The following is a 15,218-nucleotide window of genomic DNA, read 5'->3' as shown; positions in this document are numbered from 1 at the left end:
TTGGTACAAAAAAAGCCGGCTATCTTTTGGATAGCTGGTTTTTTTAGGTTGTGAAAAAAGCGCTCAACACTAAGGCATAAGCCAGAAAAATCGAAAATGGCTGTTTCATTTTTGATTTTTTGGCTTATGTCCGAAGTGTTGCTTTTTGAACACCGTTTATCAAGGTTGTGAAAAAGACGGGTAGCTCCAAGTAATAAGGCAATACCTGAGAAAATAGTTCTCTATATTTTTTCAGGTATTGCCTTATTATCGTAGGAGTTGGCTTTTGAACACCGTTTATCGAGGTTGCGAAAAAAGCGTTTTGGCCTGAGCAGTAAGATAGAAAATCAGAAAATAGCTGTTCATATTTTTTGATTTTTTGGCTTAATGTTGAAGGTCAGCTTTTTGAACACCGTTTATCGAGGTTGCGAAAAAGCCGATTAGCTCCAAGTAATAAGAAATAATGTCCCCGTGTCTTTTCTTCGCTCGGACACACATAAAAAGATAGACCTCAAAACAACGTACGTATTTCGTTGAGTCGAGTGCTATCTTTTTATGTTGGCTTTAGCAGGTTCAGGTGCATCCATGACTCGAACAATAGCAAGAGAAATCAATTTGTATTCGCTACTTGGGTGATAAAACAGCGAAGTTTTTGATATTCTCAATTGTTCTCTGAAGATACAGCTTTTAACTGCTACTTCCCACTTGGTTTAGACGAGGAAAAGAACATGTCCTCTACAGTGTGATGCTTCAAATTTCATAAACTGTCTCGCATCATTGCTTTTCCAATGAAATGTCTCCTTTAAGCAAGCAACTGCTTAGTTTCTCCCTTTATCAATGGTGGATAGACATGTTAACTTGTCACTTTCACAGTTGCTGATTATTGGCACATTCATTCGTCAAACAGCTTTTTGTTACCCATGGCAAATCGATGAATGTTCACTGGCCGTTTCAACCAACAAACCAGTTCATTGACTAGGTTGGGCACCTATCTGTAGAAAGATCACGAATGATCATCCTCATTTCTCTATGTGCCAAAATATAGTTGATTATGTTATATAAAAATTATATCACGTATCAAAACACTTGCTATTCATACTTTTTCTCATATTTGGAAATATTTTTGTACTCTTACTTCTTATGTGCTTTTTCAAAATATATCATAAAGAGACTTTACATTTATTTTCTCTTCCTCTATAATTTCGTTAACCACAAAAATAAATAAGGTTAACGAAAGGAGAACGGATGACAAAATCATTAAAAGAACTTATACTCGTTGCCGAATTTGCTGCAATCATTGCAGTTCTCTCACAATTTGTTATTCCATTAGGATTGATTCCACTTACTGGTCAGACTTTTGCGATTGGCTTGACCGCCACGTTTCTTGGGAAACGTGCTGGTACTCTCGCAGTTTGTATGTACCTCTTGTTAGGCTTGATCGGACTTCCCGTCTTTTCTGGCATGACTGGGGGAATGGGCATCTTATTCGGACCATCAGGTGGCTACCTTTTTGGTTTCATTCTCCAATCTTTCTTCATTGGTTGGTGGATCGAAAAGACCAGTACGCGCTTTTTCCACGCTTGGTGTGCCAATCTATTCGGCTCTCTTCTTGCTTTAGCTGTAGGAACTCTTTGGTTATCGTTTAGTAGTCATTTGTCCGTTCAAACTGCTCTATTGAGTGGGTTCTTCCCCTTCTTGTTACCAGAGTTGCTCAAAAGTACGGGAGCAGCTTATGTTGGCACTACTTTAAGAAAAAGATTACGATTCAACATTCAAAAATTAGTTTAAAAAATTAATAGGATAAAAAAGAAAAACTTTAAAAATAAGCGATATCCGCTAAATAGAGCAACTATTTTTTGGCGGATATCGCTTATTCTCATAGCCAGACACTTCTATAATCATCCAGTTATACCATTTCATTTTTCACTATCAGCTTATTATTCGTCGTATAGATGAAGGACAGAAAGAAAACAAAGGCTTGCAGTGGGAAGATCACCATTCGCTCCGTCAACCCTAAAATATTCCATCCTTGTGCCATTCCAATTGGATTCAATGCGCCAAAGAAAGTGATCAATATGGCGGTTGCAATACATATTTTTCCTAACGTACGTAGTTTTTCTTGTTTAAGATAACCAAATCCAATAAGGAATAAAGACGATATAGTAGTAAATACGACAATGATCGTCACAACAATATGCATCGTATTTTGGAAATTCATATCCGCCTTATCGCCTGTCAATGGAAATAGTTTATAGCCTACCACTGTAGTGCTTGCCATCACAAGAAAAATCAGATAACCGATCCGAGTCATCCCATGATACTTTTCAAAGGCGGTCACGACCATTCCAATGACAAACAGTAAAAAGCCTATACCATAGATAAGCAGGATCATATTCAATAAATTCGCATTTGGCGCACCAACGGCGGTTAAAGAACTGATGTCTGTCGTGATTGGATCATATGATTCCCAAAGGTATTGCCCAAGAAACACATGTACAAAATAAGCAACTACACTAACCATTCCAAGAGGCATCACCCAATCGATCACTTTCATACGTTTCCCCCACTTATTCTTCTTTCAGCTATTTAAGCAACCATCCACCATCGATTGGAACGATTGCTCCATGGATATAACTCGCTTGAGGCGTCGCAAGAAATAACGTCAATTCTGCTACTTCTTCCGGCTGTGCCCAACGCTTAACAGGCGTTTCTTCTGCGACCCATTTGGCCATCTCTCCGTCACCTGCAAAATCAGCTGCATTCATCGGTGTTTGGATGGCGCCTGGTGCGATGGCTTTTACACGTATTCCTTGCGCAGCATAATCAAGCGCTAACTGTTTCGTAAATCCAATGATTGCATGTTTGGCACTCGTATACGCGATCCCACCACCGCCAGCCACCATACCTGCAATGGAGGCCATATTGATGATCGTTCCCGTTTGCTTTTCGAGCATATCAGGCAACACTTGTTTTGTTAATCGAAAGAGACTTTTTACGTTGACCTCATAGATCCGATCCCAAAGTGTTTCGTCTGTGTCTAATAAAGGCTTGTAGCCATCAAGAATCCCTGCGGTATTCAATAAGATTGAAATATCGCCGACTTTTTCATGACACGTAGTGACTGCTTGTTCAATCACTTCTTTTTGTGAAATATCACCGAGAAATGAGATAAAATGCGTAGGATATTGTATGGCTAGTTCTTCCATCTTACCTAATTTCAGATCCACACCAAATACTTTCGCTCCTTGATTTAAAAAAGCTTCTGCTTGTGCAGCACCGATTCCTTGAGCGGCACCTGTCACAAAGACGACTTGATTCGCTAAGTCCGGATAATGATTCGTCATTCAACGATCATCCAATCTTCTGCTAGAATATCGCAAACGGTTGGCGCAAAGCTAGAAAATCCTTCGTCGCTCGTTTTGATCAGAAAATAAGGCGTTACTGGACAACCATCAAATTCATCATCGGATACTAGAACAACATATAATTCAAATCCACTCCAACCTTTTCTAATAACCTTTGCACCTGTTTTTAACTGTGGCAATACTTCTTCAAATGTCATGATTTTTTCTCTCTTTCTTTATTTGGATTTCTTTAATTTTATCAAATAAACGGATATAATCCGAGAGTTCAAGTTCATCTGTAACGATGAAATAGTCTAGATCCGCCCAAGGTTTGCGATGGATCTTGCTTGTGGATAGTAATAGATCGACCTCTCTTCCTCGATAATCCGCTGGTAAAAAGTACAACTGATACTCCTCTCTGAAAAAGTGCCTTAAGTTTTCTTTTAGTAATTCTTCTTCAAAAAGAGGAAAGTCCGTCATCAGTAAAATAGTGACTTTTGGTAATTGTCGATCAAAAACACGCATCGTTTTTAACACGGTTAGATACCTTCGCATCAAGAAAGTCGCATTCTCATAGATCCACTCGTCTGCACGTTGTGTTGCTCGATTGAAAAAATTCAGCAACCATTGTTTCAATGACTCATTTTCACTAACGAAGTGTCTAGAAAAATTGCTACCTTCCCCATCAACCATTTCCTTCGCATGAGGAAACAAGTACGCGAACAGATGACTACTTAGCAAATAGTTCTCTGCTTCTTTGGTGAATGATTCCTCGGCCAACTGCTTTTCTTCGCAGTATGCTGCTAACGCATTCTTCATTTCTAATAGAGCTATAAAAGGAGCGGTTTGTTGTTTTCGGTGAAAAGCAAAAATCTGCTGACGGATTCCTGACGATTGATAATATTCTTCTCTGGTCATCAGCACTAGAAATAGTGCACCTAATTCTTCTTTCCCTTGGAAATAGTTTGGAAAAAAAGGCGCCATCCACTGACTGAATGCTTCAAAGAGTGGATTTTTTTCAATCAACTGTCGTTTTTTATTATTTAAAACCACAAAATGCTTTTGGGATTTACGTAAGAAAAATGCACCTAACATATACTCTAATCGCCGTTTCTTGATCTCATTCAACCGAACATCAAAAAACTGTAAAATCTGGTCAGCAATTTGTTTGACGTCCTGTTGTGGAATAGTTTCGAAGGGCCAAACTTTACCACGAAATAACTGCCAAAAAGTCATATGTAGGTATAATCGAATGATTTCTTCTTCTCCACACGCAATATAGCTTCCTCTTTTGAGTTGGATACCATACCTCGAAAATTGTTCTTTCCAATCATTGATTTTCCGATGAGCAGTTGACTCACTGATATAATGCTTTTGTGAGAATTGATAGAGCGTATGAAATTCTTCAAAAAAAATGTCGTGCAATAGCTGGTATTTAAGCGTACTTTGCACGAGGTAAATCAAAAAGCGTTCACGTTCAATAGGATCCAGAGAATCATAAAAATGATAACCCGATCGATGATTCTTCGTAAATAAAGATTGCTCTTTTCCACTGAATAATTGATAATTTTTGATCAATTCAACTAAATATCTGGTTACACTTCGTGCGTCTAGTTGAACCTTTTGTGCAAGTTGTGCCGCTGTGTGCCCTACCTGATCCTCAAAGCTTTCGAGTAAGAGCACCTTGTAATATAAGTCTTTGTCAAAACGTTTTAAGTACTCAGAAGACAAATACAACGACTTCACCCCTTATCGACTATTTTCCTCATTGTAGCATATAATCCTTATTGAAACACCAAAACAGACAAGCTAAGGAGGCATTCAATTAAAGTAATTCCCTTCTTTTTGTAGACGATTCACTCATCGTGCATCGTGCGATTATTCGTTCCATTTCAGTTTCATTTTTTCTGAAATTTTCAAAAAATGTTTGTTGATAGCAACAATATTTGATAAAATTCACTATTTATTTTTGATATATTTATAGTTAGGGTTGGTGTTTTGTGTCATAGGGTTTTATCAATGTGTCGACTGTTGCTCGGATTTCTTTCTATAAAGAAGTCGTTTTTTATTTTGCACTTATCACGACAACAGAAGTACACCTCTTACGGAACACTTCACCCGCTGTGTTGTTGTTTCTTTTTTATATTTCAATAAATTAATGGAGGGTATTATGGATTATTCACTTATGACCCGTCTAGCGGCGGAACTACTTGGTACAGCATTATTGATCGTTTTAGGTAATGGTGCTGTCGCAAACGTAGATTTAAAAGGAACAAAAGGATATGGCAGTGACTGGATGCTGATTGCTGTTGGTTATGGTTTTGGTGTGATGATGCCAGCAATGATTTTTGGTGGCATTAGCGGAAATCATATCAATCCGGCATTTACGATTGCTTTAGCCTCTAATGGTTTATTCCCTTGGGCAGAAGTCGTACCTTATATCGTTGCACAATTACTTGGAGCAGCTCTTGGACAATTGATCGTGGTCGCTTGTTATAAACCTTACTATGATCAAACTGAAGATGTAAACCATGTCTTAGGAACTTTCTCAACTATCAACAGTGTTGGTTCTAAGTTCAATGGTTTCGTCAACGAATTCTTCGGATCATTCGTGTTATTCTTTGGCGCGTTAGGTATCACAAAAGCACCTTTCTTCCAAGATAACTTAGGAACAGCTCACTTAGCTCTTGGTTTCTTAGTTTGGACATTGGTCGCTTCACTAGGTGGTCCTACAGGCCCTGGATTGAACCCAGCACGTGACTTTGCACCTCGTTTGGTTCATGCGTTGTTACCATTGAAACATAAAGGTTCTTCACAATGGGATTACGCTTGGGTTCCAGTTGTTGCGCCGATTTGTGCCGGTGTTGTAGCAGTATTTGTCTACAAAGCATTATTTATGGCATAAAATTAATGAATACTATAAAAACGGAAATCTTTGGAAGCAATTGCTTAGATTTCCGTTTTTTATTGATTTCAAAGCTAAAATCATCCTCTGATTGGCTTAATATCATTGGAATCATCTTTATGCCAGTTTCTATGTTTATCGGATATCTTTCAATATTTGTTTTCAATCAAGGCCAGGTAGCACCTTACCCAATCGGCATGACTCATACTTTACTTTTCGGCTTGGTACTCTTCGTGTTCGGCGTGATAAGTTTTATCTTTATCAAAAATAAGAATAAAATCTCGGTTAGATAACTCAATACAAAGGCATCTCATTCCTTTTTGAATAAGGTGCTTTTTGGTTTGACTTGGTGAAAAATATTTGAATACAAAAAACCGAAGTGTATAACCATTCACTTCGGAGTAGATTCTACTATAGATATATATTTTTTCTATGTCCTACTTCTAATGCTAAAACAATCAACTTTTCATCATCAATCTTTGTAATGACGCGATAATTTCCTATTCTGTATCGCCATTTACCTGTGTAGTTCCCCACAAGTGGCGTACCTGTATATATAGGATTTTTTGTGCCTTCGATCTGTTTATGTAACCATCTTAAAATAGTTGTTGCATCGAATTTTTCTGGTTTTCTTATTTGTCTATCGAAGGTAGGCGTTGTTTTTACCGAGTAGCTCATTTTTTTCACCTATATCATACTCCTCTAAAAGAACAGATAAATCATTTGATTTTTTATCTTTCAAATACTCTTCATAAGCTAAATCTCCTATTTTTGCATCATACGCCTCTTCTAAAGCATCTAATGTTTTTGTTTTAAGTAATTCAGAGAGACTCTTTCCTTCAAACTTAGCCATTTCATCCAAAATTTTTTTCCCATCTTCTGTCACACGAACTGTAATTGTTGCCATAATGATCCCCTCCTTTTGCTTTATTCGATAGATATATTAATTATAAAACACCTATGAATATAAGAACACAGCGTGTTCGTTCGTTGGGAGAATTTTTTTCTTTATTCATCAATAGTGCAAAAAAGAATGTTCTTATTGTACATATCTCCAAATAGGTGTACAATAGGTGCATGAATAGCACAAAAAAGAGGACTGAACTTACTATGGAAACAAATAAGACAAAAGAACGATTAAGTATCAATTTAGACAGTGAATTGAAAAAAGAAGTTGGTAGTTTATTATCTGATTTAGGGCTAGATTACACGACAGCAATTACGATTTATTTTAAGCAAATTGCCAAGAAAAAAAAGATCCCTTTTGAGCTTTCGACAACAAGTTATTACACGATCGATGAAGTTGCTGGGCAGGATTGGCGAAATAAGGTAGCGGAGATCAAGGATGAATGGGAATGATCTATGAAGTAAAATTAACAGAAAAATCAAAAATAGATTTTCAACAGCTCGATAATAGTCAAAAACAACAGATCCTCAAATCTTTTATGAAAATAGAGTTACATGGGATGCAAACCGGGCAACAATTACATGGAAAATTAAAAGACTGTAGAAAACTAAAACATAAGCGTTTAGGATTAAGAGTTATATTTAGAGAATCAAATTTTGGTATAGAAATAATTGAAATCATAGCAATTGGTAGACGCTCAGATAATGAAGTCTATACAATAGCTGAGAAAAGATTGGGACGATAAAAAATACATAAAAGCCCCCCCAGTGTCAGTTTCGATGACACTGGGGGGCTTCACATTTTCAGTAAGCAATCACTGTTAACGCTTGTTCAAACTCTTGTTGCAAATGTTGCAATTGGTACTCCTTAAATTCTGGACGATGCGTTCGTAATAATACGCGTAATTTCATTGGATTGTAACGATCAATCAATTGATATTCATCGATAAAATCTCGTGTCAATTGCCATTCGTAATAATAGCCAAACGGCCGACAACTATACGTCGTTCCTTGGAGTACTTTATCCTCAAACCGTCGATGCGTATGCCCAAAGACGACTTGTTGAAGATTATCGTATCGATCGAGTAGTTTTCCAAATGAAGCTGAACCTAAGAACGCATTGAGTTGGTTCCAACGTTCATAAGGCGCGTTTTGGTAAACAATGAATTCTTGTTTTGGGACAAAATGTGTTGATAAGATCACATTCATTTTCTTTTTGTGTAGCGTATCCAATAATGATCGTGTTGCTTCTACTACTCGATCATTCACTTCTAGATCCGTTCCATCTCGCTCAATCAAGCGGTCATACCAGTACAAACGCTTCATCCGCACGATTTTCTTCACGTCTTTTTCTTCTGAGAATTGGTAATCATACCAACCGTTGATGCCTAATAACACGGTTTTCTCATTTAATGGAATATAGCGCTCATTCAAAAAATGGACGTCTGGAAAATGGCTGATCATTGCTTCGCCAGTAACATCGGCTAACTCATGATTGCCAAAATGGAAAGTCGTTGGTAGTCGCTCTGCAAAAAATTCAGCGACTGCGACACAACGATCGACTTTATTGGCGGTATCCCCAGCCAAATGAAGCCGAGTAATCTTTTTTTGTTGTAAGACTTCCCATAAGAGCATTAATTCAGCTTCGCCAAATTGATTGATGTCCACATGTAAGTCACTGATGATCGCTAAATTTCCCATTCTTTTTCCTTCTAAATCTTAGATAGTTGATGTGACGATTTGGAGGTTATTTTTGATGATTCCTCCTGGTCCTTTCAGTTGCAGACTCTTGTAAGTTGGTTCTACTGCTAACGTCGTCGGATTATCCAAATAAACGAGTGCGCTTTTCTTGATTTTGATTGGTCCCATTTGGGTATCGACTACTTCAGAATATAAGCTTAGATCTGCCGATGTTTCTTTTTCTACAATAATCAGACGAAAAGAAGTATCGATTTGGCAAGTGATCCGGCTATTCGCAAATGGTCCATCTCCGTCTTCTACATCTAGCAATAATTGTTCATTGTCATTCACTTTTCCACGAAGCAGTTCTTCCGCTTCTTTTGATACGATAAATTCCATCTTAATCACCTCAATTTTAGCTTAATGATTTTTGTACGAAGTTGCAACTAACTTGTTTTTGGGTGACCTTCCAACCAAGCTTTTTTGGTAATTCCTTTAAGAACGATTGAAATGATTTCTCCTTTTTCTCGTTTTGCATCAGGAATCACAGCTTCTTCTCTCATTCCTAACTTGTCCATCACTCGTCCCGATTTACTATTTTTCGTATTATGATAAGCAAAGATCCTTACGAGATCCATTTTTTCAAAGCCCAATTTCAGAAGCGCTTTTCCAGCTTCCGGCATGATTCCTTTTCCCCAATACTTTTTATTTAAAGCGTAACCTAATTCAGCTGTATCATCGCCTTCTTGTATCCGCAAATCGATCGTACCAATCATCTTGCGGTTTTCTTTCCATTCAATAGCATATTTTCCAAGCGGTGATGCCATAAAAAAATTCGCAACACTGATTTTTGTATCTTCGATCGACTGATGTCGAGGGAAAACAAAGCGGGTCGTTTCTACATCATGGGCATATTCAAATATATCTTCTACGTCTTCCAATGTGATTGGTCTTAAAATCAGACGTTCCGTTTCTATGACACGATTTTCTGCAAACACTAAGTTTCGATTGATCAATAATTCCATGTGCATCCCCTACCTTTTTCTTTAGTTTAAATTACTGTATCGAAATTCACGGAAAGAAGCAAGACAAAACTTAATATCTCCTTAAAATAACAGATTAACTATAGATAGGCGAAAAAACTTAAACAATTGCTGAAAAAGAATAATTATTTGTTCACGATTTATTAACAAATTTTAGCTATTGTTATCTTAACAACTAAACAAGCACTGGAGGTCTTACTTATGACAGAGTATATAAAAAGCATTTACTTTATTGAAGAAACACAGAACATTGAAGGATCTTATATTGAAGTCAAAACACTATTTGTTGATGAAGACAAAGAAAAAGCATTGTCGATCTATCACAAATTAGCAAAGAAAAAACCAAACTACTTCGGATTGATTTTAAGTGAGTACAAAATAAAAGCGGAAGATAGTTATTTTTATCAACTTTTGAAACGTTGGTCAAAACTGCCAGCTGACTTTTATCGTCAAGTCAAGATCGTCAATTATCAAGCATTAGCCGAAACACATGCTTGATTCTATGCTTTAAGCTTTCTCTAAGGTTCGCCTTGTATCCTTTAATCAAATCAAAGGAGGCGATCTTATGTTCCGACAATGGCTTGCTCACTTTTTCCATGATACAACCCCACGAATCGATCCTTATGAAGTCGATAATGAATTTACCCTTACACTAGATTTTCCTAACGATCAAACAATCACCCATTGAATCAGAGGTTGTGATAGAAGTGCCTAGCTCCGAGAAATAAGCCGAGAAACCCGAAAATTGTTTTTCAAATTTTGGGTTTCTCGGCTTATTTTTGAAGGTGCTACTTCTGGAACACCGTTTATTCAGTTGTAGGATGCAAGATGACTGATGTACCAGGCTCATTTTCTTAGTTATTCATTGAAAAATTATTTTAGCGCTTGATTGACATCTTCAATCATTAAATTCATTGATTCAAGTCCACCACCACTCAAATACCATACATCTGGTTGCAATGAAATTACTTGATCATTTTTACCGGCATCTGTTTGTGCCACTAATTCATTGGCAGCTACGTTATCGTTGCTTGTATCTCCACCAATTGCTTTGGTACGATCGATCACAAATAAAATCCCTGGGTTCTTCTCTAAAACATATTCATAAGAAACACTTTGACCATGTGTAGACGCCTCGATTTGATCATCGGCTTGTTTAAAGCCAAATAAATCATGAACGAGTCCGAAACGTGAACCTGAACCATATGCTGAAAGTTGCCCTTCATTCACTAAAGTAACTAAAGCTGTTTGATCAAGCGCGCTGGCTTTCTCTTTTACTTCATCGATTTGTTTCGTTAAATCTGTTAATTTTTCTTCTGCCTCTTTTTCTTTATCAAAAATCTTTGCCAATGTTGTCACATTTTCTTGCATCGATTCCCATGGCTTTTCTGCATCCATTGCTAAATATAGTGTTGGGGCAATTTGGCTCAACTGTTCCTGATAATCACTTTGACGACCGGAAATAATAATCAAATCTGGTTGCATCTCATTGATTTTTTCCAAATCTGGTTCTTTGATTCCTCCAGCAGATTCAACTTCTTGATATTTTTCTAAGTAAGCAGGTAAATTTTTAGTTGCCGCTCCTATGACTTTGTCTCCAACACCTAATGCATCAAGCGTATCTAATGATCCATTGTCGAACACTACAACTTTCTCAGGGTTTTGTTGCACTTCTACAGACTCACCATTGCTATCTTTGACTGTCAACATTGTATCCGTTGCGACAGTACTTGATGCTGTTGTTTCACTCGTTTGTGCTTCGTTATTTCCACATGCTGCTAATCCTAATGATGCTATGACTAAAAATCCTAAAACTATTTTCTTCATTTTGACGCTCCTTCGTAGTTTTTAGAAATAAAGACAAAATCTGCGTCCTTCGATTTCACAGATTCGAATGTCCATTTCGTATAATTGATCTAGTACTTCTTTTTTAATAATGTCGTTCGTTTTGCCTTGTCTAAATAACTTCCCTTGTTTCATTGCGACGATTTCATCTGCGTAACTCGCTGCAAAGTTGATATCGTGTAACACAATGATGATCGTTTTTCCTAATTCTTGTACAAGGCGCTTTAAAATTTGCATGATTTGTACCGCAAAATTCATATCGAGATTATTGAGTGGTTCATCCAGCAAAATGTAATCAGTATCTTGCGCAAGAACCATCGCAATATACGCTCGTTGCAACTGTCCCCCAGAAAGCGTGTCGATCATTTGGTCCTTCAGTTCTTCCAACCCTAGATGCTGGAGTGATTCTTCGATGATCTGATGGTCTTTCGTTGTCAGCTTTCCTTTCGAATAAGGAAAACGCCCGAACGATACAAGCTCCTCGACTGTGATTTTCATACTGATCTCATTGGATTGTTTCAAAATAGCTAGTTTTTTTGCCATCTCTTTGGACTTCCAAGCTTTTACTTCATTGTGATCCAAGTAGATCTCACCTGCATCTTTAGGAATCAAGCGACTGATCATAGAAAGAACGGTTGACTTTCCTGCGCCGTTTGGACCGATGAAGGCTGTCAATTGTTGATCCGAGATTTCCAATTGCAAGGCCTCGACGACCGTTTTTCCTTGGTAAGACTTCTCGACACTATTCAAATTGATCATCCCAGTTCCTTCCTTTCTCGAATCAATTTTGTAATAAAGTAAATACCCCCTGTGAACTCTACAACCACACTGACCGTCGTGTTCCACCCAAACACTTGCTCAACGATCAATTGTCCCCCAGTCAAAAACAAGAAAGCAATCAAAAAACTTCCTAGTAGCAAAACACCATGACGATACGTTGCAAACAAACGATAGCTGACGTTTGCGACAATAAATCCAAGAAAGGTGATTGGTCCCACTAAAGCAGTGGCTGTTCCTGTCAACAAGCTGACACAACAAAGAATAGAAAATTGAAAACGCTCTGTCTCAATCCCAAGGTTCGTTGCTTGATCCTTCCCTAAATGAAAGACATCCAGAAAATGTCTTTTATAAAAAAGGAACACCCAACAACAGCCAATCAACAATGCAGCAGGTAGGAGGTAGGCAGTCTGGACATTACCGAAACTAGCAAATAACTTCCCTTGCAACAAATCATATTCATTCGGGTCCATCACCACTTGTAAAAACGTACTGATACTATTGAAAAGTGTCCCTAAAATCATCCCCGTCATCAATAATAAGAATAAGTTAGGGGCTTCTTTTCGTAATAAAAAGAAAAACAATAACTGGCTTAAGCCAACCATCAATGCCACGTTGACTAAGAAAAAGGCTGTGCCTGTTTGCTGAAGCATCGTCACCCCACCAATCAAGAAAAAGAGGAGGGTTTGAACAAGTACATAGAGGGAATCGAGCCCTAACACAGAAGGTGTCAAAAATTGATTTTGGGTAATCGTTTGGAAACTAACGGTCGCACTGCTCGTCGCGAGTGCCACTAAAATGAACGCTATGATTTTTTTGCTTCGTAAGGCCCATGCAAATGCCCAATTACCATACGTATTGATAGTCAAATAACCAATCGTCACACCAATCACGAGTAGAGACAAAATAAAAAATAGACCAGTGATCTTTTTACCCATGTTTGCGCCCCCTTACTAACAAGTAAAGAAAAATCAAACCACCGATGATCCCTACGATGACGCTGACTGGGATTTCATAAGGAAAAATCACAAGACGAGCGATCATGTCACAGATAAGCAAAAAGATACTACCAAAAATGGCGGTAATTCCTAACGTTTTATGTACCTGATCCCCATAGAGCTTTGCTGTGATATTTGGAATGATCACTCCCAAGAAAGGAATCGTCCCAACCATGATCAAAGTGATCGCACTGGCTAAAGAAACAAGGCCAATCCCTAGTAGTTGCATGTTGCGATAATTCATCCCTAAATTCACTGCGAACGATTCACCTAAGCCTACGATCGTAAATTGATAGGCAAAAAAAGATAAGATAAGTAATAAAGGAATCGTTACATACAGTAATTCATAATTTCCCCGCATGACTGTTGCAAAATTTCCTTGTAGCCATGAAGACATATTTTGTACTAACTGAAACTGATAGGCGAAAAATGTTGCAGCAGAGCCGATAATATTTCCTAGCATCACGCCGATCAATGGTAACATCAGCTGATTTTTTTGTGGAAAAAATCGTGCAAAAGATAAAAATAAGAGCGTACCTGCAAACGCAAATAAAAATGCAGTTGCTGAACGAATCCACAAAGAAGCATTCGGTAAAAAGAGCATCACCACTAAGATACCCAATCTCGCACTATCCATCGTGCCTGCTGTCGTTGGTGAAATAAATTTATTTTGAGTCAGATGTTGCATGATCAACCCACAAATACTACTCGTTGCCCCTACCAGTACTAAACAAATCGTTCGCGGAAAACGTGTCGCCAACAACAATTGCATACTCTGTCCTTCCAATCGGATAATCTCCATGAATTCCACTCGAGACACGCCAATAAATAGCGAACATATACTTAAAATAACTAACAAAACCATCAAGCGACCCACGCGCATTTCCCTTTACCTCGCTAACTGAGAATGATTCTCATTCTTATTCTAAGTGAAGCATTGAACAAAAGCAACCGTTTTTTAATGAAATAAGAGCAATCCCTATAAATTTTAGAATACGTGTACGATACAAAAATAAAATTCATTTTTGTTTCTGACCTTAAAAATGTGGGAAGCTATTTCTCAATTTCTGCCTTAATGCTTGGAGCTAAACGACTTTCTCACCACCTGGCTACACGGTGATCCAAAAGCTAACCTTCAACACTAAGCTAGAAAATGACAAAATATGAAAAACTATTTTTCAATTTTCTAGCTTACTGATCAGGTCAAAATGCTTCTGTCACAACCTCTATGTTATAATGACTTAAAACAACAAAGGAGGAAATTGGATGGCATCAGATGAATTGAAAAATCATTTGGACAAAGGAATGTATGGCACGCCCTTGGTCAACCCAGAAGAACAGCATAAATACCTAGGTACCTTTCGTGAACGTTGCTACCTCAGTATGACCGTTGCTGAAATGAATGAGCCGACAAATAAAGAAAAGTTCCTACAAGAACTAGAGAAACGACCAGAAGCATTTATTCTGATAAATGGCACTCTGCCCCTCGATATCCAGAATCAATACATCCAATTGGCAACGAAAAACCAAACGAAATTCACTGTTGTAAATGATCATGTTTCCGAAGATCCGGAAAGTATTGGTCTACTGATTGCGGCCAAAGAAGCGGTGAATGAGCCCGTTATTGACGTAGAAGAAAAATATCCAACGAAACAAGAAGAAGAACACCCAAAGAAAAAAAGCTTTTGGGACCGATTATTCAAATAATTTCTAAAAGTTCACTCGATTCTTTGAGTTTCTA

General features: G+C 37.8%; 20 protein-coding genes. 7 read left to right on the top strand and 13 right to left on the bottom strand.

Features of this window, described 5'->3' with window-relative positions:
- The first annotated feature begins 1,224 nt into the window (after positions 1 to 1,224).
- Positions 1,225 to 1,767, top strand: coding sequence for a biotin transporter BioY (locus IGJ14_RS00700; RefSeq protein ID WP_019723416.1), 543 nt, complete (start codon positions 1,225 to 1,227; stop codon positions 1,765 to 1,767).
- Positions 1,768 to 1,885: 118 nt separating this feature from the next.
- Here the strand turns inward: IGJ14_RS00700 and IGJ14_RS00695 are convergent, their stop codons facing one another.
- From IGJ14_RS00695 to IGJ14_RS00680, 4 genes are read right to left on the bottom strand one after another with little or no spacing between them, the layout of a single operon-like run.
- Positions 1,886 to 2,533: a DUF998 domain-containing protein gene (locus IGJ14_RS00695; RefSeq protein ID WP_019723415.1), complete on the bottom strand. Its 648-nt coding sequence runs from the start codon at positions 2,531 to 2,533 to the stop codon at positions 1,886 to 1,888.
- Between the two features lie 28 nt (positions 2,534 to 2,561).
- The gene (locus tag IGJ14_RS00690) at positions 2,562 to 3,323 is read right to left on the bottom strand and encodes a 3-oxoacyl-ACP reductase (protein WP_019723414.1); all 762 of its coding nucleotides are present in this window, start codon (positions 3,321 to 3,323) and stop codon (positions 2,562 to 2,564) included.
- On the bottom strand, positions 3,320 to 3,541 hold the full coding sequence (locus tag IGJ14_RS00685) for a DUF2829 domain-containing protein (protein ID WP_010734410.1): 222 nt from the start codon (positions 3,539 to 3,541) through the stop codon (positions 3,320 to 3,322). The genes IGJ14_RS00690 and IGJ14_RS00685 overlap by 4 nt, the downstream gene beginning before the upstream one ends.
- A complete protein-coding gene (locus IGJ14_RS00680) occupies positions 3,531 to 5,060 on the bottom strand; it encodes a helix-turn-helix domain-containing protein (protein WP_019723413.1) in 1,530 nt (509 codons plus the stop codon). Before IGJ14_RS00680 ends, IGJ14_RS00685 begins: the two co-directional genes overlap by 11 nt.
- 433 nt (positions 5,061 to 5,493) lie before the next feature.
- Between IGJ14_RS00680 and IGJ14_RS00675 the strand changes: the two genes are divergently transcribed.
- Complete coding sequence (locus IGJ14_RS00675) at positions 5,494 to 6,228, top strand: MIP/aquaporin family protein (protein WP_019723412.1); 735 nt, start codon at positions 5,494 to 5,496, stop codon at positions 6,226 to 6,228.
- 411 nt (positions 6,229 to 6,639) lie between these two features.
- Here IGJ14_RS00675 and IGJ14_RS00670 read toward each other — a convergent pair whose 3' ends face one another.
- The gene (locus tag IGJ14_RS00670; protein ID WP_029594059.1) at positions 6,640 to 6,906 is read right to left on the bottom strand and encodes a type II toxin-antitoxin system RelE family toxin; all 267 of its coding nucleotides are present in this window, start codon (positions 6,904 to 6,906) and stop codon (positions 6,640 to 6,642) included.
- A complete protein-coding gene (relB, locus tag IGJ14_RS00665) occupies positions 6,869 to 7,135 on the bottom strand; it encodes a type II toxin-antitoxin system RelB family antitoxin (protein ID WP_065095885.1) in 267 nt (88 codons plus the stop codon). The genes IGJ14_RS00670 and relB overlap by 38 nt, the downstream gene beginning before the upstream one ends.
- Before the next feature lie 203 nt (positions 7,136 to 7,338).
- Between relB and IGJ14_RS00660 the strand changes: the two genes are divergently transcribed.
- The gene (locus IGJ14_RS00660) at positions 7,339 to 7,587 is read left to right on the top strand and encodes a type II toxin-antitoxin system RelB/DinJ family antitoxin (protein WP_019723614.1); all 249 of its coding nucleotides are present in this window, start codon (positions 7,339 to 7,341) and stop codon (positions 7,585 to 7,587) included.
- The gene (locus IGJ14_RS00655) at positions 7,584 to 7,880 is read left to right on the top strand and encodes a hypothetical protein (RefSeq protein ID WP_019723615.1); all 297 of its coding nucleotides are present in this window, start codon (positions 7,584 to 7,586) and stop codon (positions 7,878 to 7,880) included. Before IGJ14_RS00660 ends, IGJ14_RS00655 begins: the two co-directional genes overlap by 4 nt.
- A gap of 58 nt (positions 7,881 to 7,938) precedes the next feature.
- Here IGJ14_RS00655 and IGJ14_RS00650 read toward each other — a convergent pair whose 3' ends face one another.
- From IGJ14_RS00650 to IGJ14_RS00640, 3 genes are read right to left on the bottom strand one after another with little or no spacing between them, the layout of a single operon-like run.
- Positions 7,939 to 8,835: a metallophosphoesterase gene (locus tag IGJ14_RS00650; RefSeq protein WP_019723616.1), complete on the bottom strand. Its 897-nt coding sequence runs from the start codon at positions 8,833 to 8,835 to the stop codon at positions 7,939 to 7,941.
- 18 nt (positions 8,836 to 8,853) lie between these two features.
- On the bottom strand, positions 8,854 to 9,213 hold the full coding sequence (locus IGJ14_RS00645) for an iron-sulfur cluster biosynthesis family protein (protein ID WP_010734414.1): 360 nt from the start codon (positions 9,211 to 9,213) through the stop codon (positions 8,854 to 8,856).
- 47 nt (positions 9,214 to 9,260) lie between these two features.
- The gene (locus IGJ14_RS00640; protein ID WP_010734415.1) at positions 9,261 to 9,839 is read right to left on the bottom strand and encodes a GNAT family N-acetyltransferase; all 579 of its coding nucleotides are present in this window, start codon (positions 9,837 to 9,839) and stop codon (positions 9,261 to 9,263) included.
- 219 nt (positions 9,840 to 10,058) lie between these two features.
- Between IGJ14_RS00640 and IGJ14_RS00635 the strand changes: the two genes are divergently transcribed.
- On the top strand, positions 10,059 to 10,355 hold the full coding sequence (locus IGJ14_RS00635; protein WP_010734416.1) for a hypothetical protein: 297 nt from the start codon (positions 10,059 to 10,061) through the stop codon (positions 10,353 to 10,355).
- A 67-nt stretch (positions 10,356 to 10,422) separates the two neighbouring features.
- Positions 10,423 to 10,545 (top strand): hypothetical protein, encoded by a 123-nt coding sequence (locus IGJ14_RS00630; protein ID WP_010734417.1) that lies wholly within the window; start codon positions 10,423 to 10,425, stop codon positions 10,543 to 10,545.
- 185 nt (positions 10,546 to 10,730) lie between these two features.
- On the opposite strand, the gene IGJ14_RS00625 is transcribed toward IGJ14_RS00630, so the two are convergent.
- The 4 genes from IGJ14_RS00625 to IGJ14_RS00610 are packed head-to-tail and all read right to left on the bottom strand — an operon-like array spanning position 10,731 to position 14,360.
- Entirely contained in the window at positions 10,731 to 11,684 is a 954-nt protein-coding gene (locus IGJ14_RS00625) for a siderophore ABC transporter substrate-binding protein (RefSeq protein WP_019723617.1), read from the bottom strand.
- A gap of 21 nt (positions 11,685 to 11,705) precedes the next feature.
- A complete protein-coding gene (locus tag IGJ14_RS00620) occupies positions 11,706 to 12,461 on the bottom strand; it encodes an ABC transporter ATP-binding protein (protein ID WP_019723618.1) in 756 nt (251 codons plus the stop codon).
- Positions 12,458 to 13,417, bottom strand: a complete 960-nt coding sequence (locus IGJ14_RS00615; protein WP_019723619.1) for an iron chelate uptake ABC transporter family permease subunit — start codon at positions 13,415 to 13,417, stop codon at positions 12,458 to 12,460. The genes IGJ14_RS00620 and IGJ14_RS00615 overlap by 4 nt, the downstream gene beginning before the upstream one ends.
- Positions 13,410 to 14,360, bottom strand: coding sequence for an ABC transporter permease (locus IGJ14_RS00610; protein ID WP_195339475.1), 951 nt, complete (start codon positions 14,358 to 14,360; stop codon positions 13,410 to 13,412). The genes IGJ14_RS00615 and IGJ14_RS00610 overlap by 8 nt, the downstream gene beginning before the upstream one ends.
- A gap of 383 nt (positions 14,361 to 14,743) precedes the next feature.
- Here IGJ14_RS00610 and IGJ14_RS00605 point away from each other — a divergent pair, with 383 nt between their 5' ends.
- Positions 14,744 to 15,184: a YueI family protein gene (locus tag IGJ14_RS00605; protein WP_019723621.1), complete on the top strand. Its 441-nt coding sequence runs from the start codon at positions 14,744 to 14,746 to the stop codon at positions 15,182 to 15,184.
- Positions 15,185 to 15,218 lie beyond the last annotated feature (34 nt).

The sequence above is a fragment of the Enterococcus sp. DIV1304_2 genome, from assembly GCF_050555445.1.
In the GTDB taxonomy this organism is placed as follows: domain Bacteria; phylum Bacillota; class Bacilli; order Lactobacillales; family Enterococcaceae; genus Enterococcus_B; species Enterococcus_B pernyi.
The sequence above is the reverse complement of the archived record's forward strand: the minus strand, read 5'-3'. Positions and strand labels throughout refer to the sequence as shown.

Excerpts from the sequence above, each read along its gene's own strand:
- IGJ14_RS00615 (WP_019723619.1), bottom strand. The coding sequence starts at position 13,417 with ATGGGTAAAAAGATCACTGGTCTATTTTTTATTTTGTCTCTACTCGTG.
- IGJ14_RS00660 (WP_019723614.1), top strand. The coding sequence starts at position 7,339 with ATGGAAACAAATAAGACAAAAGAACGATTAAGTATCAATTTAGACAGT.
- IGJ14_RS00690 (WP_019723414.1), bottom strand. The coding sequence starts at position 3,323 with ATGACGAATCATTATCCGGACTTAGCGAATCAAGTCGTCTTTGTGACA.
- IGJ14_RS00640 (WP_010734415.1), bottom strand. The coding sequence starts at position 9,839 with ATGGAATTATTGATCAATCGAAACTTAGTGTTTGCAGAAAATCGTGTC.
- IGJ14_RS00685 (WP_010734410.1), bottom strand. The coding sequence starts at position 3,541 with ATGACATTTGAAGAAGTATTGCCACAGTTAAAAACAGGTGCAAAGGTT.
- IGJ14_RS00635 (WP_010734416.1), top strand. The coding sequence starts at position 10,059 with ATGACAGAGTATATAAAAAGCATTTACTTTATTGAAGAAACACAGAAC.
- IGJ14_RS00700 (WP_019723416.1), top strand. The coding sequence starts at position 1,225 with ATGACAAAATCATTAAAAGAACTTATACTCGTTGCCGAATTTGCTGCA.
- IGJ14_RS00610 (WP_195339475.1), bottom strand. The coding sequence starts at position 14,360 with ATGCGCGTGGGTCGCTTGATGGTTTTGTTAGTTATTTTAAGTATATGT.
- IGJ14_RS00620 (WP_019723618.1), bottom strand. The coding sequence starts at position 12,461 with ATGATCAATTTGAATAGTGTCGAGAAGTCTTACCAAGGAAAAACGGTC.
- IGJ14_RS00605 (WP_019723621.1), top strand. The coding sequence starts at position 14,744 with ATGGCATCAGATGAATTGAAAAATCATTTGGACAAAGGAATGTATGGC.
- IGJ14_RS00625 (WP_019723617.1), bottom strand. The coding sequence starts at position 11,684 with ATGAAGAAAATAGTTTTAGGATTTTTAGTCATAGCATCATTAGGATTA.
- IGJ14_RS00630 (WP_010734417.1), top strand. The coding sequence starts at position 10,423 with ATGTTCCGACAATGGCTTGCTCACTTTTTCCATGATACAACCCCACGA.
- relB (WP_065095885.1), bottom strand. The coding sequence starts at position 7,135 with ATGGCAACAATTACAGTTCGTGTGACAGAAGATGGGAAAAAAATTTTG.
- IGJ14_RS00655 (WP_019723615.1), top strand. The coding sequence starts at position 7,584 with ATGATCTATGAAGTAAAATTAACAGAAAAATCAAAAATAGATTTTCAA.
- IGJ14_RS00645 (WP_010734414.1), bottom strand. The coding sequence starts at position 9,213 with ATGGAATTTATCGTATCAAAAGAAGCGGAAGAACTGCTTCGTGGAAAA.
- IGJ14_RS00675 (WP_019723412.1), top strand. The coding sequence starts at position 5,494 with ATGGATTATTCACTTATGACCCGTCTAGCGGCGGAACTACTTGGTACA.
- IGJ14_RS00650 (WP_019723616.1), bottom strand. The coding sequence starts at position 8,835 with ATGGGAAATTTAGCGATCATCAGTGACTTACATGTGGACATCAATCAA.
- IGJ14_RS00695 (WP_019723415.1), bottom strand. The coding sequence starts at position 2,533 with ATGAAAGTGATCGATTGGGTGATGCCTCTTGGAATGGTTAGTGTAGTT.
- IGJ14_RS00670 (WP_029594059.1), bottom strand. The coding sequence starts at position 6,906 with ATGAGCTACTCGGTAAAAACAACGCCTACCTTCGATAGACAAATAAGA.